This is a genomic window from Chryseolinea soli, assembly GCF_003589925.1.
GTDB lineage: Bacteria > Bacteroidota > Bacteroidia > Cytophagales > Cyclobacteriaceae > Chryseolinea > Chryseolinea soli.
In genome coordinates, this window is sequence record NZ_CP032382.1 from 2,401,333 (window position 1) to 2,423,470 (window position 22,138).

Here is a 22,138-nt window from a genome sequence, read left to right on the forward strand (position 1 = left end):
GCAGCGCGTGGTGTGTCCGTTGTGACAATCATTTTAAATGGACAAAATATTACATCGGCGCGATTTTTCGAGGCCCGATAGTACCACACATAAAATCTAGTTTTAAATTTCCGTGTTATTTCGGTCGTTAGCTCCATTTGCTGAAAGACTTAAGTTACCCAAATGATAATCACCGTAGGTCTATGAGACGAATTCTACTGTTTTCCCTGTTAATTTCTTCCCTTTCATCATACTCCCAGCTTTCGCCTTCATCCGGAAGTTTTCAGGGGATATGGGGTGGCAAATCGATATTTGGTGACCTCGACAACGATGGTGACCTGGATTTGATCGTATCGGGCAATACCAATTTTCTCAACACTACCTCGACCATTTATCGCAACGATGGCAATGGAATTTTCACGGCCGTAGCCACGCTGGCCGGGACAAACGACGGCAGCGTCGACCTTGGCGATTACGACCAGGACGGGTTGATCGATATTTTGATGGTGGGCAGCATTGAAAACACGACGAGTGTCGGAACGCTTCTTCTCAAGAACCAAGGCAACTTTCTGTTTCAAAAAACCAGCCATTCCCTCCCTAACATCATTTGGGGCGAAGCCAAGTTTGCGGACTTCGACAACGACGGAGACGAAGATGTAGTGGTGCTGGGCTCGAACATATCGGACAACTATCATGATATCTTTATCAACACCAATGGCGTCTTTAAAGCCCTTGGTTTGAACCTCGCCAGGTATAGCGACCCCGCCATAAGTATCGGTGACTACGACCTCGACAGCGATCTCGACTATGTTGTGGTGGGATCAGGCACGTCCAACACACCTGCGATTTTCAAGAACGAAGGAGACAATAAGTTTGTACCCGTTTCCATTTATGACAATCCCATCTCCGATGGAGCCGTGGCCTGGGGAGATTTTGACAACGACCGCTACCTGGACCTGGTGATCATGGGATTTGACGAGATATTGGCAACCGATCGGATGGTCCTATTGAGAAACACAGGCGCCGATAAATTTACAAATGTGGCTACTCCCTTCGAAGGTGTGTCGGGAGGGAATGTAGTGCCGGGAGACATGGACAATGATGGCGATCTTGATGTTATTGTTACCGGTAGAAAACGAAGCAGTACAACGGTGGCCAGTACGACGGCCTACTTCAATACGAACGGTGCCTTTGCAAAGCAAGCCATTGCACTGCCGGCCCTTACTTTCTCCAATGTCACACTCGGCGATGCCGATAACGATCTTGACCTGGATCTGGTGGTGTCGGGTTCAGAGATCGGCAGCCTCCTGAATGGTAAGACTTACCTTTATTTGAATTCACCCACCACAGCCAATACAAGACCAACCGCCCCGGCTTCACTTCAGGCTACACCGGATGGTCAGCAGGTAAAATTGTCGTGGGGTGTAGGTACGGATGGTCAAACACCATCAAGCGGGTTAACGTATGCCCTCTATGTCAATAGTGCTCCGGGTCAAAATCATTCCGGCGAAAGTTTATCGACGGCTGCCGGATTCAGAAAGGTTGTCAAAATGGGCATCGCTCAACACAATCCGTCATGGAAGGTTGATAACCTGGCACCGGGCACTTACTATTGGGGTGTTCAATCCATCGATGGAGGCTTTATGGGCTCGCCCTTTAGTACAGAAGGAAGTTTTGTCATTGGAAGCAATTCTCCGGTGCTGACCACGCTGTCTTCGCTTGCCGAACTGGCCGGTAGCTCCATCATCATAAAGGGAAAGAATTTCATCGGAACGTCGTCGGTAAAGTTAAAGGGTGTGGAAGCCGTTTTTCAAGTCATCAATAGTACAACACTAAAGGTGGTCATCCCCACGGTGACAGGGGCAGGCAATTTCGCGGTAACCAATCCGGCGGGAACAGGCACTTCGTCACAATCTTTCTGTGTTATTCCTGCAAAACCCGTTTTAACCGGAAACACCAGTGTTTGTCCCGGGGTAGAATCTTATCAGGTAAACGGTATTGCGGGCGTGATGTACCACTGGACGGTGGACAATAGCAACGGTGAAATCGTTGAGGATAATAACAGCCAAGTAAAAATTAAATGGCGCAGCCGAGGACAATCCGTTGTGCGCGTAGTGCCCGAAAGTTGTGAAGCCGGCCCCGAAAGCACATTGGCCGTCCAGATAAAAGGGCCCGCGCTGAAACAAATATATGGCAGTGTTTCGCCCAAAACTGAATCGATTGAACAATACTACGTCAGTTACGTTGCCGGCGAAAGTTACCAATGGACCTTGACGCGCGATGGACAGACCGTGGGATCGTCTAATTCTTCGGACTTCACCATAAAATGGACGCAGCCTGGAGCATATGCTCTGCGCTTGAACACTAGCAATGCGGAATGTGCTGCAGCACCCGTCGAACAAGTCCTCACTTTCGATGTCGTGCTGAATGCTTTCAGCTATCACTCCCAGATGCCATTTGATGTCACGAGCAGCCTGTCGCTGGCAGATCTTGACAATGATGGCGATCAGGATTTTATCGCCAACGGAAATAGAATTTTCGAGAACATCATGCCGGCCGGATTTCGGGAAAAGACGTCGTCGCTTCCGGTTTCTACAAATGTTCGCTTTGCCGACACCGATGGTGACAATGACCTCGACATTTTGATGACCTACCGAAACGCACCCTACTACACGATAGCTGAATTCGAAAACCAGGGTGATTTCAAGTTCGGGGCAGCCAAAAAAGTAGCGGATAATCTATCGACACCCGTGGCAGATTACATCGACTTTGATAATGATGGTGATCTTGATATTGTTTCCATGGGGTCGGCCAGTATCCTGGTATTCGAACGCCTTGCCTTGAATAGCTTTCTCCGGACAGAGGCCTACACGCCTGTAGAAACAGCAAGCCTGAAGGGAGCAATGGATATCATCGATTTCAATGCAGATGGAAAGCAAGACATCGTTACCGGTGCCGGAGGAGTTTTTCTGAATACCGGGGCAAAATCGTTCGTTGCTCAAGTCATTAACTACCCTCAGACTAACGGCGGATTTGTGAAATGGGAAGATATGGATCAGGATGGCGACTTTGACCTGGCTTACGGTGGCACAAACAGTATTGAACTGTATCAGAACAATGGCAACGCTTTTGTCAAGATCTATACCGATCCCAATGCTCCTTTTTCGTCTGTGCAATTTGCAGACATGAATGGCGATGGCTGGAAAGATTTGGTTTCGGGTCAGCGGCCCGTGCGTGTTTCCTTCTATGATCACAGCAGCAATTCCTTTGGCAATATCATACAACAATTCGATGCCTTTGGCGCGTGGCGATCCACCGACAGTTCGTTGTCTGGCGTGATGGATTTGAATAAGGATGGAAAAAATGATTTGATGCTTTACTGCACATTTCTAAGCAATTCGTCTCTGCAATTTTTCACGAACAATGCGGAGGCCACATTGCCACCCACCCCGGTTCAATCACTGGCATCGAAGGTGGCTGGCAACGAGGTCACGTTCACTTGGCAAGGCGATGCAGCAAAGTCATTTGAGGTTATTGTCGGGACAACGCCCGGAGCGTTGGACAAAGTCTCCACAAGAAGTGATCTCACATCAGGCTATCGCAAAGTGCCCGTCATCGGAAATGCAGGCAACCGGAATTCCCTCACCTTAAGCAAGCTCTCACCAGGTACATATTATTGGAGCGTGCAAGCCATCGACAACGCCCTGCGCGGATCTGTGTTTGCAACGCCATTGTCTTTCACCATTCAAAACCCCCTGTTGAACGCACCGGATCAACTCCGGATTTCTTCGACGTCTGCGGGCATTTCGCTGACTTGGAAAGATAATTCCGATAATGAAACTGGTTTTATCATTGAACGATCCAGCGGAGTCGCGGCGAATTTTGTGCAGGTTGGCACGGTGGCGTCAGGCGTAACGGTTTTCAATGAGTCTATTTCCCTCGATGAAAATCAATACTACAGAATTAAGGCGTTTAACGACAACGGCCAGTCCTACTACAGCGAAATTATAGGTACCCCCGATGCGGTTATTTCTACTTTTCCATATTTTGAAAGTTTTGAAACGACAACCAGTCCATGGCACCAGCTTGACGATCAGGAAGAGAGACTGATCTATTCCCCTTACCAACCTAACAACTGGACCCGGTACAGCAACGTTTTTGGCAGTATAGACGGTAAGTATTCTCTTCGCATCGAAGAGCGGTACGAATCGACGGCATACACGGTGGGGATTGAAAGTCCATATTTCGATATGTCGCGAATGACAAATCCTTGCCTCGTTTTCTATGTGTCAGGACCCCAGCAGGATTTGTCGTCATCGGTCAGTGGAATCAGAGTCTACGCTTCCGCGGACCAGAAAAAAACCTGGAGCAATATTTATGGTTTTGCAACAGGATCGTCTGGTTGGACGCGACTACAGGTTCCATTGCTTACCTACAAAACAAATATTTCAAAGCTGCGCGTCGTCGGATTGCTTTCCTCCAACCAATTGCAAGTATTGGCCTTCGACAATATCAGGATTGTTGAATGCCCAACGGATCCGGGCAACCCCAAGGTTACCCAGTCGGGATCCAGCGACTTATTGTTAACCTGGACTGAGTCATTAAACGCATCGCAATATTTTCTGGAAAGAAGCGTGGACAACGGTTCGTATAAGGCAATCGACACCTTAGATGCCCCGGTAACTTCCTATCTCGACAAAAACCTGGCCACCGGCAAGACCTATCGATACAGGATGTATACCGTGAATAATGAAGGACCGGCCTATTCCAACTATGTCAGATTCTCTGCGACGATGTTGTCAATTGCTCCGGTGGTGGAACACATAGCCGATCAGGAAATGAAAGCCATGTCCCAATTTTCGGTCGAGATGAAGGTCACGGACGATACACCCGTTGCTTCGCTGAATATTACGGCCGAATCGGGCAACACATCGCTTCTTCCATCCGGAAATATTTCGATCGAAAAGAAAGTTGGCGTCATGGTGATAAAAGTAGTTTCCAATACAGAAACGACCGGCAGCTCCCTGATAACGATAAAAGTAAACGACGGGACCTATACTATCGAAAGCGCTTTCGGTCTCACCATCAAAGAAAAGAACGTTGCCCCGGTGATCGTCTCTCAAAAACAAGTGAACACCATAAACGAAGATGCTTCATGGACGATGGCAATAGACCAGCTTGTCGTGGAGGATACGGATAGCGACATCAGTCAACTGAAATTAATGGTGCTTCCAGGGGCGGATTATTCGGTTTCCGGAAATGTAGTAAGTCCTGCAAAGAATTTTAACGGCACCTTGTCGGTTGCGCTCCAGGTCAGCGACGACGTCGACGCCAGCGAACCCTTTGAATATACGTTGAAGGTCGCCGCCGTAAATGATGCACCGGTCATAAAAGGAACCTCACCGTTGGGCAACTTCACGGAGGACCAACCGATATCCATTCCTTTAAGCATGCTTCAGGTCGAAGATCCGGACAATGCTTTTCCAGGTGATTTTTCAATGATCATCACGGCTGGTCAACAGTATACAGTACAACAAGGCACGCTTATTCCTGCCAAAGATTTTTATGGAACCTTAACCGTTCCCGTCCAAGTCTCCGACGGTTTGGCGTTAAGCAATGTATACGAACTTAAATTGACACTAACACCGGTGAATGATCCACCGGTTGTATCCGGGACGAATGGGCCTTTTGTCGCCAACGAGGATGAGCGATTCGTCATTCCGGTAAAGCAGTTGGTGGTGAAAGATCCGGATAACCAACTGGCAGAATTGTCATTTGTCCCCGAGCCCGGAGCGCATTTCACGATTTCGGGTGGATATATCCTTCCGGAAGAAAATTTCAACGGAACGCTCAAGGTGATGGGAAAAGTATTTGATGGAATGAGTTACAGCGATGCCGTTGAAGTGGCTGTGACGATAGTGCCCGTCAACGACATCCCCGTAGTGACGAACAGCCGCGCATTATCCGTGAATGAAGATCAGGAGTTTGCAATTCCCCTGGCGTTGTTTGACGTCTCTGATCCCGACAATGCGTTCCCGCAAGACTTCACACTGGATGTGCACGATGGAACAAATTATAGCGTTCGCGATGGCCTGATCATTCCGGATAAAGATTTTTACGGAACGCTCGAAATACCCATTGCGATGAATGACGGAGCAGATGCTTCCGAGCCATATAATTTTCAAGTCGACGTGTTGCCAGTCAATGATGCTCCGAAGGTACTTGGACTTCGGGAAGCCCTTACATCGCCGGAGGATACCCAGGTCACCATCAAGCCAGATGTGCTGATCATAGAAGATGCCGACAATGTGACCGCTGATCTTCGTGTCATCGTCCTCGCCGGGGAACATTATTCGGTAAACGGGAATGACATAACACCGGGAAATAATTTCAATGGCAAAATACTGGTGTCGGTCAGGGTAAGCGATGGCATAGCCAACAGTGAAGTATTTACTATTCCAATGGATGTGCAGCCCGTTAATGACCCTCCCGTCATCGAGGGAGCGAATAGATCCTTTACTTCGGCAGACGGTGAGCCTATTGCATTGGATGTAAAAGATTTTGTCGTAGTGGATCCTGACAACGAATTTCCGGTGGATCATACCTTGATCGTTCTCAACGGTGATCACTATACGTTTGAGGGAAACATTATTTCGCCGGTGAAAGGATTTGCCGGAACTTTAGAAGTATCCATCCAAATATCAGATGGAACCGATGTTAGCAATACGTATCGTGTAGAGGTAACGGTCGAGCCGGTCTTGGCTGTTGAAGAACACAATTTGGATGGCGTAACACTTTACCCCAACCCTAACCGCGGAAAATTCAGATTGAGTCTTCCCTCGATCACAGAAAGGGTGTCGATATCGATTAGCGATAATATGGGACGTAAACTGTATGACAACAGCATCACCGGCTCTGAAGTGGAGTTAGATCTTCAGATGGCTCCGGGCATGTATGTCCTTGAAATGGCTTCGGGCAGCAAAAAGGTTATTAGGAAGTTTATTGTGAACTAGAAAATCTAATCCCATTTGGTGGTATAACGTTATGAGACGAAAGCCCGAACCCAGTACGGGTTCGGGCTTTTGGTTTGTTTCCTTCTGCTGCAAGATTGAGCGTGGTCTTGCTGATGGACAGCTATGACAAATTGGGAGCTATACAGGAAAAAATGAAAGGAAAGACTTTAGTAATACTACTCTCTATTTGCCTGGTTGCCGGATTAATCTGGGTTGGCATTTCTATCGACTATTGGCGCGTCCTTCATTTTATAATCTGGAGACCCCAAGTGACGATAAGAAAAGTCCATTTTCCCGGTGCTGACAAGAATTTGTACCTGAAAGCATACCACGATGGGCTTAACCGCACGGTTAAAGTCATTTCAGAATCTGGAAGCAGGTTCACCGGGCCGGATAGCGAAGAAGATTTTATGCTGTCTACACAACAAGATTTCTTCTATGAGACCAATGGCGACACGCTTAAAGTCTATCTGCCGGAAATTTTTACAACCCCCGGAAATCCGCCCGAAGGGATAGTGGTACAGCAATATCTTCTGGAAAATCCTGACTATATGAATCTTTACGACAAGAGAAGAAAAGGAGATTTGCACCTTGATATCTTTTGAAGCACCGCGAAAGACACCAAACGCGGCACAATCAGCTTACGCAACGACCACAACTTGTTCAACCAATGGCAGGAAATTCTTCTGACAGGCTTCCTTGGTGTTGCCGCCAAAGAAGTTTGTGCCTGGGCATGTTTTTGTGGTGCCGGTGCCCTCGACAACCTGTTTGCCGGTGTTCAAATCATACCAATGATGGTAGACAACAGACTTGGTGCTGATCCCTAATTTGAATTTAGCACACAGCAGCGCGTTGATGGTCACAATGGTGTGCTTGTGCTCTTCCGTCATCGTGTCTTTTCCCAGATCAAAATTGCCCAGGTGTTCCATGCAGATCCCGTTCGCATTGGCACCTTTGATGCCGGCGGGAAGCGTTTCGAAATTTCTGCAGATCGCCAGCATGCCATCGGGAAAGGTGGTGATGTTTTGTGCGATCTCGCTAAAGCCCCGTTCCTGGTGCGCAGCTTCCATGGAGACCAGCCATGTAAAGTACTTATCGGTTTTCCGTTTGTTAAAAGCCTTGTAGTCCGGAAGAAAGGTGTGGTGATTTTGGATGAGGCTGATCTTTCTGTGCAGGATCAGGTTGTCCAGCCACGATGCAAATTCGTCGAGGGTGAACAGAATGAATTTTCCTTGTTGGGTCATCGCTATCAGAATTTGAGGTTAAACATTTAAAATGGGATAAAACAAAGAGCCCATCACGCACCCTGCTTGAAGCAGGGCGATGTGATGGGCTCCACATAATGAATATAGCACATTGACTTTGATTTGCAATAACCCAATGCGAACCTGGAGTTGATTCAGGATGCACGAGCTACTGCCGTGATCCCCTATGCCACAAACCGCATCACTTCATCGGAGTAGATGATGGTGGGGTCGGCCCCAACACCGGCTACGCGGAAGGTGTATTGTTTACCCGGTTCCAGGTGGTCGATGATCTTTGTGCGCGCGGTGCTGCCCACCGTGTGCCATTGGGTTTCGTCGGCGACGGGCACCAGGGCATATTGAAAGAAGTAACTCATGGCACCGGTCACTTTTGCTGTAGTCAGTTTAACAGAGCCCGGCTTGCTGGTGAGTTCGATGCGGAGATAAGCCGGTTTCTCCAGGCGGCCATAGGGCGAAGGACTCTTGCGCGCCTCGAATCCTGAGCTGAGCAGGATGCCCAGATCGTTGTTGCTTTTCACTTCTACCAGTGTGGCCAGCATGCGGAAGGCATGTTCAACGGCATCCCTCGCTTCATTTTTGTGAAAGGTGTCTTCTTTGGAGCCCGGCTGTTGATCGGCCAGCGCTTGTTCATAGTTGGTGACCGCCGTTTTCAAGGCATCCAATTCCGGCAGCGGCGCCGGGAAGTTGGGGTTGTTGGTCATGCTGCTGATCACGGACTGAACCTTCCCCATCAACGCGTCATCCGAAAGGCCGTTTATGTTCAGTGCGACCCTGTTTTTCTTTCTCATAATTTTTGAAATTTATTTTTCGTTATGCCAGGTCTATCGGCAATCGCCATGCCGGGCCAAAACACTCTGTTTTACGACAAGGCCGGTGTGAAAAATTACATGCTTAAGATCACAGACCTCACGCAACACCATGCAATGCGAACCGTTGATCAACGCAGCAACCGGAAGGTGAACGGAAGATCAAAGTCTGTTTTACTTTGTGCCGTCGTTAAATTTTGTCAAATCAATTTGGGAAGTGGGGTGGCAAAGGAGGTGTACCAAAGTTTAGTCACATTTCTACATGCATGATAGAGAAGGCATTGTTGGTGCATGCCGGCAACGAAGGATTGGCCCTCGACGGCGCTGAAAAAATGGTAAAGCATATTCTCTTTGGAGCAAAGGGGAATATTAAAATCGATTTTTGATATTCTTTTTAGAGTAAAGAGAATATTAAAAACGACAAACCATATTCTTTTTGGCGCAAAGAGAATATTAAAAACGATTCTCAATATTCTTTTTAGGGCAAAGAGAATATTAAAGACGACAAACTATGTTCTTTTTAGAGCAAAAGGAATATTAAAAATGACAAACCCTGTTCTCTTTGATACAAGAGAAAGGACAGACGCGATGTACAGGACTTGTTTTTGAGGCAGCCATTGAAAAAGAAAGTGATAAACTGAATTCTTTTTGCAGTGGGAAGTATGAATGATGGTGAGGGGTGTATAAGAGCAGAAGCGAAGGTATTACCTGCGGCTTGGTGCTCTTTATTTTAAGAGCAGGCAATGCCCGGTAAATGATGGTGGGTGACGACAACGCGATATTCAGCTGATATTGCCGATGAAAAAAAGTTGAACGATGTATTGACAGCGACAGACAATCGTTGCGATACTGCAACGACATTTCAGTATGCGTATGATTTTTGGAGGGTGCTTCGATGACGGCGTGACGATTGTGATCAACTGCAACTATACACTTCATGCAAGGGTTGTCCCGATTGGGCACAACAAATTCCCAAAGCTGGTCGCTTACTGCAAATTGCATTGCGTTAATGATGAGGTAAGCTGCCGCTGGTATCGCTGATGATCTTGTCCAATTGTGCCGACACAATGGCTTTAAGGAAATTATCGAGACAGTAGAAGTGTGTCACCATTTCGTCGAAGTGGGTGGGCAGGTTTTCGTGTTCGTGGCGGACATAGTTGTGATAGAGTTCCAGCAGCGTGTTGCGCAGCTCGTGGGGCGGCAGGTTCGTGAGCATGTCGTGAAGCAGGTTCAGGGCTTCGTCGGTAAGCAGGGTGTTGGTGGGGAGGGAGAAAGTTTTACAGGGCACAGCCTGGGGTTTGGTGGTGAACATACGGTTTGCGTTTAGGTTGGCAACCAAGGTCCACGTCCGGGCTGAAAGCTGCAAATCCAATTTGAATAGTCCCTAGCCTTTGGTCCTGCGTATTAGGTGCGACTATAGCTCCTCGTCTTGGGGCTCCGTAGACAGGCCGGTTCCGCCTATAGACACTAGACATCGGCTGCCGGGTCTATAAGCTACCACTACTGAGCTCGCGCTATTTTCGTCCCTAACGCCCGGGATTATCACAGAAGCCCATTAATTTCAATGTACTCAGTACTAAATACTAAAGACTAAATACTATTTTTGAGTATGACAGCCGAAGCCACTCCCAAACCACACCTTGGCCGCAACATCCGCCACTTTCGCCAGGAAAACGACCTGAAGCAAGACGAACTCGCCGACCTGATGGGCGACCCCTGGACTCAGAAAAAGATATCCCAACTTGAGGCCAAGGCCGCCATCGACGATGGTATCTTAGAGCAAGTGGCCCGGGCGTTGAAGATAAGTGTGGATGACATAAAAGAGTATAGCAATGTGCCCGTTGTGAATTATGTTCAGAATAACTTCGAGGGTTCTAATACCCAGGCGCCCAATGTTAATAATCTTCAATGCACTTTCAATCCGTTGGATAAAGTTATGGAAGCGCATGAGGATGTGAAACGATTGTATGAGGCGCTTTTGAAGGAGAAGGATGAGAAGATTGCGTTGTTGAATAAGATGTTGGGGAATAAACAGGGATAGGCCCAAAGAATAACGAAGCTGGTTTTAAGAAAAAAAGGTACCGAGCCTTGCGCTCCTTTTTTTGCGGATTAACTAGTGCCTTTGCCAGCGATCAAAATTCTTGCACGTGGTCTCTTGGCCAGTCAGCCACACCTTTGCGCTATTAATTGATAGGTTGTGGGATCACATAAAGACTCTTGCCTGATGTAACGTCATTCAACGCGTCGTTCCTGTTGGTCTAAACACGTTTATGTCAACTTAAAAAAATACCCACCATGAAAACATTTACACTTTTACGGAGATTGCGCTTTGCTGCAATAGTTTTCCTATGCGCTCTAAATTTTTCATTTGCCAGTGGAATTCAAAGCTTGTTAATTCCTAAGATTGATGCCCCGGTAAAGGCGAAAAATGGCATTATTGAACTTCCGGCCTTTTGCGCGGATATTTCGAAAACGTGGGCCAATGATGGGACCATTCTTGAAACAATTTTCTGGGGTGGATCTGAAACTGCCGTGCATCTAATTATCGCCGGTCAGTCTAAGACGTTGACCTTATCGTCGCTATCAAAGCAAATTAAGATTGTTGCCGCAACAAGGTCGATTCTTATAAAGACGTTGAGTAAGTCGATTCGCCTCGTTAGCATCGAGTCTAATGGATTTATGGTCGGCAACAAAGCGAATCTACCTTATATTACGAGGGATCAGTATCTAGCAAGCCTAAATAGTTTCAATGATCCAAATTACAATATCAATTCGCAATACCACTCCATGTATCAGCAGTTATTGTGGAAGATTATCTATAATGCGGAACGTGCAAACGAGCCGATAAAGATCAAAAGACTTACAGAAATTGCTGAAAAGAATTTTGCAAACAAAGACTTAGAAATTAGAATTTTGGGATCAGACAAAATTGAGTTAGTTGATAAGGGAAAAAATATTAAACTGATACAAGACTTCTATACCTATCAGAACGTAAATATCTATAACCTAAAAAGGCTGCAACTCGATGAGGGGGATTCGTGGGAAATCTGCCTAAATTTTGACCCTGCGGATTCATCATTGATCTCGTTTTCAATGTCAGGCAAGTACGAAAACGTTGTGCCAATCGAAATAGTTTATAGTTCCACAAATCAAATACGCCTTTCCTCCTATATTAAAAAAGAAATTGAACTTAAACCAGGAATCGATATTGAATGTGGGATAGCTATTGAAGTCGATCCGAAGGAAGGCGAGATTAAAGCGGACTCACCATTTCAGAAATGCGATGTGAAGGCATCTGGTAATGTTTGTAGTCAAGAGGGTGTACAATTGGAAGTAGAGGTTTGTGGGATAAAATTAAATTTGAATTTAACGCAGATCTTTTTTAATGACTGACGCTTGTGGCTCTGTGCACTAAATGACGGTCTTGTAACAACATTCATCGTGTAAAGGTTATCGCCAATAACTCGGTTTAATCTAATATGGCAACGATCGGTCCCGTTCTTGTGGAGGTGTGAGCGCCCAAAGTTGCATTAAGTGAGGGTAGCTTCCATCACCATACGCTTATCAACGACTCTCTTTAGATAAGACACTGCCTAATAAAGTGTCTTATTCTTTTGGCCTCCTGATATGCCAAACTTCTCGCATCGTTCTAATTTGCTGAGAAGACATCTTAAGTGATTCTTTTTTTGAGTATCCTTCTCGACGATAGTTATTTGATAGGGTGCCGGCAAGGAGGGCGTTCCATTTATTGTCAAAGGCAACGTCAGGTACTTCAATCAATATGGAGTTCTCGCCGTTGATATCCCTGGCGCGATCACCCGGTTTTCCTGCTTGTAGAAAGAAACCTCTGGACTGAATGATTCCGTCAATAAGCGAGAATTCTTTGGTCAACTGAAATACAATGGCGAAGGTGATTTCCAACGGTTTGATGAATTCCAGATGTAAAAAAATCTCTTTTGGTTTAAATAGGGTTTTTGATCGCCCCCATGTGACTTTCGTGTCGCCTGAGGTAGTCAAGAGATGCATTTTAATAAGGTCCGAAATGCCGGGAAATTCAACGGCATTTATAACCAATATTGGAAGAAGACGACCTTCAGCCAGATTAGGGCTAGAGATCATGCCATTGTGCATTATAGGAACGACATGGTTTATCTCAATTTTATTTTGACTCATGTAGAAAATCTTTTAATAGAAAACATTCGGCAAATGCCACATTTCCTCCCGTGTCAATAGCATTGATAAGAAATCTTTCAATACGACGGCCCCCAAAAATTTTTGCTGGTTCTTCGAAGATAAGCCATTTTGACTCTGTAGACCTTTCTTCAATCCGGATATCAGCCGGAAACGATGAAAGTGACTGAGGCAGAAACTTAACGTGAGACGGTTCATGGTCGAGGGTAACTCTAGAAACAGAGTCATCTTCTTTTACATATTCGATTTGGAGCGTTGACCTGTATCCTCCTTTTGAGTCAGAATGATTTGTAATTGTACAATGAAAGAAAATAAACTTCCGTGGTTCTGCTTCGCGATTTATCCATCGGTAGCCATCGATGAGGTATACAGAAAAATTTGCCTCCCTTTTCTGATGGTCAATGCGTGATAGCTCAAGCGCTTTTTTTGCAATTCGATTACTGTTATAGGCATAAAATGCGGAAAGAATCGCTGCGATTGTCGCAAACATTGTCAAGTAATCCTGTTGATGCATAACAGCTAATGTGAGGTCGATAATGCTTTACAATTTATTAAATTCCATTGATTTTCTAAAGTTGCCCCGCCTTTGCAGCGTTTTCAAGCTACAGTTTGAGCGAGCTATTCAAGGCGAAGAGATGTTTTTCTAGACTTTAACAACATTCATTAAAGAAAATGTTATTGCCAATAACTCGGCTTAATCCAATATAGCAACGATTGGTTTCCTTCTTGCGGAGGTGTAGGACTCCAAAGTCTCAGTAAGTGAGGGTAGCTATCCATTAAAATGCTCTTATCAACGATTCTCTTTAAATAACCCTCCGGTACTTTGTCCTCGCTGTTCAAACTTTTAAGCAATTCATACTTTTCAATCAAGGGAAAAAATTTTTGACCATAGTCATGAAGGCCGTTATAAGCTATAAGTAAGATTTCGTAATTAGACAATTGGGCCCTGAGAATTTTGATGAATTCCAGTTTTTTGCTGTTGCTCAATGAAGACCTTTCTGCAAATCTGACAATATGGTAAAGGTTTCTGAAATAGTGACTGAGATCACTTTGATGTAGATGGAAAAAATGGTCATATATTAGCAATAACAACTCCTTTCCTTTTTTGCCAAAGCAACGGCCTCTGAGTCGTTCGTCTATCTCATATAATGGCTTAGGTTGATATTTAACGATGAAAAACTGGGAATGCGGAAGGGTAGCAAATGGCTTAAATTGAATTGCATCCGACTGGCACAGAGTTTCATAGTCTACAGCAATTCTTTCTGCGATATCGTCAAAAAATTCTCTGCCTTTGCTTGCAGATCCTATTCCCTCGATTTCCGTATTTATATTGTCAATGAGCTTGTGATGCTGATCGATCAGTTTAAAAAAATTGTTACTGAAGTTTTGTGCAGTATTGCTCTGAAGGTTTGCAATTACAAGTAGTGTACTTCCGAGCGTTAAAAGAGGAACGACAAGCCCAGTAACAAACGGGTGAATATCTTTCGCTTTAGTAGCATCAGGCCTCAGAAATTCACCACCCAAGTAACCGCCAAAGACTAAGTACCAAAATGTCAACGATGTGGCTGCCACCAATAAAATATATGCTAGCGTTGTGATGGAAAATAGATTTTTCATTTAAGGAGGTGACTTTTGTTTTCCAAGGCTAAAACTTCATCCAACTATTCGCTAGTGAGTTTCGTGAAAAGTTTATCCAAAAATTCGCTTTTTCTCAATTGACATTGCCAGACAGTAACAACACGCCAGCCCGCTTTTTTAAGGACCCTGCTTTTAGTTCTATCTCTTAACCTGTTTGCTTCTACCTTTTGTTTCCAAAAGACACTATTTGTGTCAGGCAGCTTGTAGTATTTGCAATTTTTATGGCCATGCCAGAAACAGCCATGTACAAATATTACTGTTCGCAATTCTGATAGAGTAAAATCCGGTGTTCCCGGAAGAGACTTTAGATGTTTTCGATATCGAATTTTGTTTTTTCGTAAAAGTCTTGACAGTATTCTTTCAGGCGCAGTATTTTTCGGGCCGACTCGTGACATCATCCACGACCGCTTCTCTTTTGTTACTGTATCCAAATTATTTATTTAATTGTGCCCCCTGAACTCAGTAAGATCTTGACCCTGTCTTTAATATTCTCATAAACTGAGTTCAACTTTCTCTTTGCTTTTTCTGTCAGTAATGCAGTATGAGCAAGTGCGTCTCGGATGGGTTTGTATTCGTTTGCGTCTCTTGACAGGCTTGCTTGCTTTAGTTGATCCCCTTTGTCGACCAAATAGCTCAGATCATCCATTGACAGATAGCTTAAATCGCTCCCTTTTTGCCTGATTTCAATACTGAGGTTTCCTTTGCCTTTGTTTTCAGTTTCTTTTTCTTTCCACCTTTTTACCACTTTTTGCGCTTCTGTCGAGAGAGATATATTTTGGTCGCTAATGTATTTTCGAACCAGGTTCTCTGAAATGAAACATTCCGCGTAAGAGCCGAAATTGAACTCGGCATCCTTTTCCAAGTCATCTACCCATTGGAGTACTTTGGTTCTATTCTTGGACTTTTCCGGTGGCGTATATTCTGCTGACACGGCATTGAACAAATCTCTTGATGTCCGTTCCTTGACTGTCATTCTAGGATTCTCCGAGTCGCCAGGTAATCGATACTTGATTCTCAGGCGATCCCAGTCATCGATTACTTTTTTCATTATTTCATCTCTAAAATTTTTCAGAAAGAGCTGATACTTGGTGTCATCCGCTACCACGCCTTCCCTATCGCTAGTAAAACGATCTTTATCGCTGTCATCCAGTTCGTCAAAGTGAATTTGTCCATATAAATAATCTTCAACAATTCGAGCAGTGGGGATGTGCTTAAGGATGTTTTTCTCCCGCAATCGGCCATTGACAAAAAGATCAACGCTAACTCTTTCATCTAAATTCATGATGTTCAAATCGCGAGGTTTGCCAACGGTTGCCAAAAAACCCCGGATGTTACTTTTTGAATCGATCGTTTTTCGCTCCTTAACATTGGCAAGTTGCTTTTTAACGTATGGATCTTCTATCTCATTTACGTTCCATAAAAACTCGGTTTTTTCTGAAAGGTCATCAAGATCACTGAGTGAAATTTTGTTGTTATCGATGAATATATTGAACGACTTATCAAGTAGAGAAAAACGAAAGTATAACGCGATTAATTTTCTAAGGATAGCAAGACTGCTCTTAATTCCACCTTTGATATCTTCGAAATGGATGATCGATCCATGGCCGTGATCGGTCATATATTTTTTAAGGCCCTTTGATTTCTCACGCCAGGAACCTAATGGATACTGCTGGGGTGTAAGATCATTGGTAATTGCTAGGTCAAGGCCAGAATTGTCGATCACACCACCGACATATTCCCCTTTCTTTGTTTTCGATATCACGGTAATTCTTTCTGCGCACGACAATAGGGCTAGTTTCCCGATTCCTTTTCTGCCAATGAAAGGCCTTCCCTTCGATGATTTAGATTGTCCACCCTGGCGCTTTGAGTAACCGATTTTTAAGAATTTGTTCTGAAAGTCATCAGCGGTCATTCCGATACCATCGTCTTTGATTACGAAATTGTTATTTGATTTGTCGATATAAATCCAAACGTTCTTGGCGTCGGCGTCCCAGGCATTTGAAATGGCTTCACCCAAGACGGTGATGAAGCTTCTGTAGAGGTTTCTCCCTAGATGGTTAAGTACACTCAGCGAGATGTTGAACGAAAATTCATCGAGTTTTATTTTTTTTGCCATGATGCTTACGGATATGACTTCGGATCGATTTGCCGATTACAAACCCAAGCTCTACTGGCACCGCATTTCCGATGTGAACACCAAGGTTAGTCAATTGAAAATCTTCATGCTCATCTTCAATGAATTTGTAATCCGCAGGAAATGTTTGGAGTAGCGCTGCTTCTCGCACAGTCAAAGCTCGATCCTGTGTTGGGTGACCGAAACGCCCCGTGCCATAGTTATAGAATTGAGTTGTGATCGTCGGAGCTGGTTCATTCCAGGTCATTCGGCCATACACCGATTTATAGCTGTCTCCCGATTCGCGTGAATGGCATGCTAACCTAAGTTCTTCGTCCCAATCAAGCCAGCTTCCGTTAGGTTTGGAAGCCTTTATCCTTTTAAGATTGAGATCGGTGAGTTTTGTCGTCCTATGGAGGGGGTCAGTTTTACAAATTTCGCCGGATTGAACGGGCGGTAAATGGCCAATTGCCTCTTTAGTGGTGACAAAGTGCGGGTCTTCATGGGTACTTGGAATAAGTTCTATCTTCCCGAAACGTGACGCCAATAAGACTAGCCTGCGTCTCTTTTGAGGAATGCCAAACTCGGGACAATAGACGTTCGAATAAGAGACATGGTATTTTTTGGATTCCAAGAAGTTTATGAAGTCTTCAAAAATTTTTTGGTTTGACAAGTTCGGAACATTCTCCATGGAAACTATGTCGCATCCTGTTTCATCAATTAGCCGGACGAACTCGTTCAGAAGTCGCCACCTATTGCCTTTCTTTCTATGCTTGTTTTTGTTAGTGTGTGATGAGAAAGGTTGACAGGGCGCGCATCCCACAAGTATTTTGACTCGATCGTCGTCTGACCAGTAATCTTTTTTTAGCTGCTTCCCATTCAATTTAGCAATATTCTGAGCAATAAAGTCTGCCTTCACATTCGCCTTGTATGCGTATTCACAGGTGTCATCGATATCAATTCCTGCAACCATGCGGATACCGGCTTTCTTCATGCCGTATGAAAGCCCCCCTATACCACAGAATAAATCAATCGCTGAAATTTTCACTTTCAATAAAAAAATTTAAGAGGTTACAGAAAAAATAAATTTGTTAAAACAGATTTTGTCAATTGCTTCAAATTTAATCATTTCTTGCTGAATACAAATGCCTGCTTGAAGACATTTGGAACAACTATCGTGGGATAGACAAAAGTCTTGTTCTCACTTACCGGACTTCCTTTCTTCCCAGTCACAGCCATTATCCAAAGCGTAGGTATAGAATCGGCTCGTGCCTGCTTTTGCTCGTCCCCACTTAACGTACCGGATGAAAGGAATCCTCCCTCTTCAACATTTCTTGAGGCAAGACGGAACTTCAAATTGACATTGTTACCTAGTCTTTGTTGTAACTTTTCCAATACTGAGTCTATTGTTTTGTCATGCCAAGAATTTTGTGATCTGGTCTTTATCATGGCGACTATTTCGATGGCACGATCAGTAGAAATTTTCGCGCCTGTTCTGCCTCTTTTGTCCATTTCTTTTAGGTCAGTAATTCCGCCCAATTCTTGTGATATCATTCCTAACACCGATCGGTACGTATTGAGTGTCTGCGGTAACTTTATATAGTTAGGATATATTTGAACGCCAGACCATATGACGTCTGTCGCATTGATGTCCAGTACTCCTCTTCTCGTTGCTCGAAGACCGGGAGAAAACTCGACAGGAAAGGCGCTGGGATTTTGCGTTGAGTTATTAAATATAAATCCGCGCAGTCCGGTGTCTGAATAATGGATATCACGAAACCGGTAATACAATGCCTTTGTGATGAACAGTCTCGTATAGGGCAATGTTTTTAAGCGGTATCCAAACATTCTGGCATGCTGATGCATCGTGTCTATCTGCGACGAGACAGCGCTGCGTACATAGTAGGTAACGAGCAAATTTGGTATTGCGATTCCTCGCCCTAAGGTATTCCCTCCAATTAAAAAATTAAAACCAGGTCCATACTCGATACCCTGCCGCTTCGAATTTGAAGCATTGATGACAAGAATCTTTTTTCTGAGCAACTCCTGTTGTATTGTCTTCTTCAAATCTTCTAATGGCGGTGTCTTTTCGCCGAGTTGCTTTTTAAGTTGCTCATATTGTTCAGCAAGTCCTTTGTTGATTTCATAATTATCATCAAGTCCCATAAGAGCTTTTTTGACCTCAGTCAAGAAGGCTTGTATCCGCTGCGATGCGCTCTCTTGCTCTTTGTTTCGTAAACTTGGATGACAGAGAAACTGATAGCCCTTATCTCGTTCTGTGGGTCGTTGCGGAAATCCGATTGTTTTGACGGCAGCTGAACCGGAAAGCAAAAAAAATAAAATTGAATCCTTCAAGCCTGTCGGGATAGGAGACTTCAAGCTCAACAAGTTCAATTGGTCATTTCCCGGAATTATAGATACAAGACCTTTTGGGTTAGCTTCCGGTTCATCAGTATTGAAGAAATAGTCACCTCCCACGTAGCCATCACCATGTGCAAGCATTTCAATGAATTGTGGACGATTATCGGAAGAGCCACTCTGCAGTAAAACTGCTTGCGGTGTACCTGTTACAGAGACATAAACAGATCTCGAAAACCCCCTTCTCAATTTTTTGATGAGATTGTTTATCGCGCTTGGCTCGAGTGTCAGATCACCGGTTCTGGTTCTTTTGTAAGTGTTTGTGTCCAATGATGCTTGGTCACCTTCATCATCAAACATCAATACTGGATGGCCTTGAGCGCCGATTTTTTTTAAAAAATCAGTTATATTTTTAAGGCTGTTTACGCCTTTGGATGCAACGATCAGGAGCCTTACATCCGGATTGGCGAGGTCCAATTTTGCATCTTCAACACGCTGATCTAGTTCGTCGTCTTTCGTAAATACGCTCACACCCCTTAGGTCTTTGATAAAATCGAGATGGGTCTGACTCACCAAATCATTGATATTACTTGTCAGAACCGTAGCTATGCGAAAACCGTTGTCGAACGCCATAGCTGTGCTTACAATCATGGCTCTCGTCTTGCCACTTTGAATTCTCCCATATATAAGACCGACAGCCCCCGATGTTGGAGCGGTTGAAGATTTGGATACACCTTTTCCATTCTTTCCCACTTGGCCTGTGCCAACAACCTGGTCATAGGAATCAACAACCTTTGTTACAATGCTCTCGGCAGTCGTTATTGCGCGCGAGCGGTCTTCGCCGGTGAGGCCTAAACTTTCGATCGTTTCATTCAGGAAACGTCCATTTGTTTCAATCATAGCCAAGGGTAGTATAAAAACTGAAAACGCCCATCCATACCAATCCCAAAGGGACTAGCTGATGGATGGGCATCCATAAATTTAGAAATAATATTGTTTACAACAAACTGGTGTGGCGGCCTAAGGGCTACTTTCTTTCCTTCTTTGAAAACTTTGCCATCTGGCCCTGAGCGCATCGGTACTAGGTTGTATTGAATGACCGCATTGCAACGCGACCCCGTCATATTTGTCATATGAGCTGCCTTTGAGCGTATCAGCGATCTTTACTTCTAATCGATCCGGCTCTATTCCAATCAAATCTAAATCGAACAAGGTGTGTACATCTGAGCGTAGTATCAGTCCATTATGGATATTGTTGTCCTTGACACCGCGATATGGGGAGATATGGGCTGCCTCGAGAATGTCCTTGATTTTACAGCCGGTTACCATACAACGCTCACCATAACGCGTCATTAATTTCATCCTGAATGCCCGTTGACCTCGACGTGCTTTTATTTGGCTATTGATTATGGCCCGCTCATCTACGTTACTTAGTTGGTACGGATTCTCAGTTGCTATTGGTAAAAGCTCCGCGGACTCGTCAGGCCCAGGGTACGAGTTCCTCACAAAAAATTGGCGAGACATTGCTGGAAAAATCTCTTCCAGAAACTTTACATCCAGTGCTTGGATCGATAGGTTTCGATTGTAATTTCGTTTATAGTATGGACGTATTTCGCTGATCGAAAAATCTCTTGATGGTTCAATAAATGTGCTTGGATATTCGGCTTTGAATTTGATTGAGTCAACGGTCTCTTCAATGGGCTCGTCAAATTCATGACCTCGATTACATCTGTAGAGCGGACTTTTATGGAGTCTGGCATCGTAATTCGTTGCACCGCAGTGGGGACATTTACGTCTGATTTTTAAACCTTTTTCCGTCGCAATGCTTTCGACTTTTGCGAAGCCGAGAATTTTAATTTTGTTTACAATAATGATTACATCGCCAACCTTTAGCTGCCTATGGTTGGGTACCGAGTCGTCGTAATTGTATGTGCTTTTCGTGGTGTCATTATATCCTTCGATACTCTTATAGGCTCGATCTTCATCGCTAACAGTCTTGACTATCCACAAATTTTGATCAATCATGAACGACAAATTTTTAAGTATTCAGTCACTACGGGAATATCGGCTGGACACCAGTCAAATGTTGCCAGTGCAAATCCAGGGCTCACCCATCTTATAGCGTTATGGTCATTCATCACTATCGGTCCGGAAATATATTTGCACACAAAAGGGATCAACTTAATTGAAATAGGACTTTGCTCTGTTACGGTTGGCGTCAGTGGTCGTATTACCTCGATTTCTATTCCCAACTCCTCACGTATCTCCCGATAAATACACTCTTCGGCGGACTCCCCTTCGCATAATTTGCCGCCCGGAAACTCCCACTTCAAGCCTAGTTGCTTTTCTTTCGACCTTTGCGCTACAAGCACTTTTCCGTGATTCTCGATTATTGCACACGCGACTTGTACCATTGGAGGGAAGAGATGGTTAAGGGAAGATGAACTGGCTGGCTAATCGCAAGATAAGACTAATTGCCGCTTCGCCAAAAACTACGGAAATTCTATTAACAGGCTTCTATTGGAAGGCAAATTCCGTTTTTAGAGCCCTTCACTACTTCGCGACGTTGTGCTACTGAAGACGAAGGACGGAAATTTTCGTTCGTTTCTAAACGGCGCTAAAACGCCTCAGATTACGAATTGAAATTTTTTTGCTGTGCAAACCTGCGTCAGTCATAGGTATTTTTTTGATCAATTTACTTACCTTGAGTTGTCTTAGTAAAAAGAGATTATATAAAGGATCAGTTGGTAAAGCGTAGCGCCATTTTCATGACCT

The 22,138-nt window shown here is 44.5% G+C and carries 16 protein-coding genes; 4 read left to right on the forward strand and 12 right to left on the reverse strand.

Translation table 11 applies throughout. The features are described 5' to 3' along the window. The first annotated feature begins 182 nt into the window (after nt 1-182). Nucleotides 183-6,992 carry an FG-GAP-like repeat-containing protein gene (locus D4L85_RS10405; protein WP_119754258.1) on the forward strand — a complete coding sequence of 2,270 codons (6,810 nt, stop codon included), beginning with the start codon at nt 183-185 and terminating at the stop codon, nt 6,990-6,992. Between the two features lie 152 nt (nt 6,993-7,144). After that, a complete protein-coding gene (locus D4L85_RS10410) occupies nt 7,145-7,597 on the forward strand; it encodes a hypothetical protein (RefSeq protein WP_160143650.1) in 453 nt (150 codons plus the stop codon). A 36-nt stretch (nt 7,598-7,633) separates the two neighbouring features. Here D4L85_RS10410 and D4L85_RS10415 read toward each other — a convergent pair whose 3' ends face one another. From D4L85_RS10415 to D4L85_RS10430, 3 genes are all read right to left on the reverse strand, one after another. Next, nucleotides 7,634-8,236, reverse strand: coding sequence for a peptidoglycan recognition protein family protein (locus tag D4L85_RS10415; RefSeq protein WP_119754260.1), 603 nt, complete (start codon nt 8,234-8,236; stop codon nt 7,634-7,636). Between the two features lie 185 nt (nt 8,237-8,421). Further along, nucleotides 8,422-9,045 (reverse strand): fibronectin type III domain-containing protein, encoded by a 624-nt coding sequence (locus D4L85_RS10420; RefSeq protein ID WP_119754261.1) that lies wholly within the window; start codon nt 9,043-9,045, stop codon nt 8,422-8,424. A 1,024-nt stretch (nt 9,046-10,069) separates the two neighbouring features. After that, complete coding sequence (locus D4L85_RS10430; protein ID WP_119754263.1) at nt 10,070-10,375, reverse strand: hypothetical protein; 306 nt, start codon at nt 10,373-10,375, stop codon at nt 10,070-10,072. 297 nt (nt 10,376-10,672) lie between these two features. On the opposite strand from D4L85_RS10430, the gene D4L85_RS10435 reads away from it, so the two are divergent. After that, nucleotides 10,673-11,104, forward strand: a complete 432-nt coding sequence (locus tag D4L85_RS10435; RefSeq protein WP_119754264.1) for a helix-turn-helix domain-containing protein — start codon at nt 10,673-10,675, stop codon at nt 11,102-11,104. Between the two features lie 254 nt (nt 11,105-11,358). Further along, entirely contained in the window at nt 11,359-12,456 is a 1,098-nt protein-coding gene (locus D4L85_RS10440) for a hypothetical protein (protein ID WP_119754265.1), read from the forward strand. Nucleotides 12,457-12,669: 213 nt separating this feature from the next. On the opposite strand, the gene D4L85_RS10445 is transcribed toward D4L85_RS10440, so the two are convergent. The 9 genes from D4L85_RS10445 to D4L85_RS10485 all read right to left on the reverse strand — a co-directional run bounded on the left by D4L85_RS10445 (nt 12,670) and on the right by D4L85_RS10485 (nt 21,777). Then, nucleotides 12,670-13,236, reverse strand: a complete 567-nt coding sequence (locus D4L85_RS10445; RefSeq protein ID WP_119754266.1) for a hypothetical protein — start codon at nt 13,234-13,236, stop codon at nt 12,670-12,672. After that, nucleotides 13,223-13,768 (reverse strand): hypothetical protein, encoded by a 546-nt coding sequence (locus D4L85_RS10450; RefSeq protein WP_119754267.1) that lies wholly within the window; start codon nt 13,766-13,768, stop codon nt 13,223-13,225. The genes D4L85_RS10445 and D4L85_RS10450 overlap by 14 nt, the downstream gene beginning before the upstream one ends. A 161-nt stretch (nt 13,769-13,929) precedes the next feature. Then, a complete protein-coding gene (locus D4L85_RS10455; RefSeq protein ID WP_119754268.1) occupies nt 13,930-14,871 on the reverse strand; it encodes a putative phage abortive infection protein in 942 nt (313 codons plus the stop codon). Nucleotides 14,872-14,915: 44 nt separating this feature from the next. Beyond that, entirely contained in the window at nt 14,916-15,290 is a 375-nt protein-coding gene (locus D4L85_RS35095) for a very short patch repair endonuclease (protein WP_418219876.1), read from the reverse strand. A gap of 38 nt (nt 15,291-15,328) precedes the next feature. After that, nucleotides 15,329-17,008: an ATP-binding protein gene (locus D4L85_RS10465; protein ID WP_119754270.1), complete on the reverse strand. Its 1,680-nt coding sequence runs from the start codon at nt 17,006-17,008 to the stop codon at nt 15,329-15,331. Next, a complete protein-coding gene (locus tag D4L85_RS10470; RefSeq protein WP_119758732.1) occupies nt 16,983-18,053 on the reverse strand; it encodes a DNA cytosine methyltransferase in 1,071 nt (356 codons plus the stop codon). The genes D4L85_RS10465 and D4L85_RS10470 overlap by 26 nt, the downstream gene beginning before the upstream one ends. A 77-nt stretch (nt 18,054-18,130) precedes the next feature. Next, entirely contained in the window at nt 18,131-20,263 is a 2,133-nt protein-coding gene (locus tag D4L85_RS10475) for a Z1 domain-containing protein (protein WP_119754271.1), read from the reverse strand. Between the two features lie 120 nt (nt 20,264-20,383). Beyond that, the gene (locus D4L85_RS10480) at nt 20,384-21,388 is read right to left on the reverse strand and encodes an HNH endonuclease (RefSeq protein ID WP_119754272.1); all 1,005 of its coding nucleotides are present in this window, start codon (nt 21,386-21,388) and stop codon (nt 20,384-20,386) included. Next, nucleotides 21,385-21,777 (reverse strand): (deoxy)nucleoside triphosphate pyrophosphohydrolase, encoded by a 393-nt coding sequence (locus D4L85_RS10485; protein WP_119754273.1) that lies wholly within the window; start codon nt 21,775-21,777, stop codon nt 21,385-21,387. Before D4L85_RS10485 ends, D4L85_RS10480 begins: the two co-directional genes overlap by 4 nt. Nucleotides 21,778-22,138: the final 361 nt, after the last annotated feature.